The organism is Serratia sp. Sp408 (assembly GCF_057180665.1).
The window spans coordinates 1-410 of sequence record NZ_JBXUFT010000027.1; the positions used below are offsets into that span (position 1 = coordinate 1).

2 rRNA genes are annotated in these 410 nt (G+C 52.7%); both read right to left on the minus strand.

Features of this window, described 5'->3' with window-relative positions:
* Positions 1–3: 3 nt before the first annotated feature.
* Positions 4–119: ribosomal RNA gene (gene rrf / locus AC2AXP_RS22675) — 5S ribosomal RNA — on the minus strand.
* Positions 120–311: 192 nt separating this feature from the next.
* Positions 312–410, minus strand: a 23S ribosomal RNA gene (locus AC2AXP_RS22680); the annotation flags it as partial.

A 410-nucleotide genomic window follows, 5' to 3' on the forward strand; every position in this document is an offset into this window, starting at 1 on the left:
GATGCCTGGCAGTGTCCTACTCTCGCATGGGGAGACCCCACACTACCATCGGCGCTACGGCGTTTCACTTCTGAGTTCGGCATGGGGTCAGGTGGGACCACCGCGCTATTGCCGCCAGGCAAATTCTTTTTTACCCGTCCTGTGTCTTTCACGCTGCTGCTGCGTTGGCCGCTCTCTGTCTTCACAGTCACATACGCGTGTATGCTCCTGCTCAGCCATCGTTTGCCGCCTTGCTTCAGCGCGAAATCCTTCGGACTTCAATCACGGAACAGGCTGAAAATCTTTTGTCTCTAAAACACCTTCGGTGTTGTAAGGTTAAGCCTCACGGATCATTAGTACTGGTTAGCTCAATGCATCGCTGCACTTACACACCCAGCCTATCAACGTCTTAGTCTTAAACGTTCCTTCAG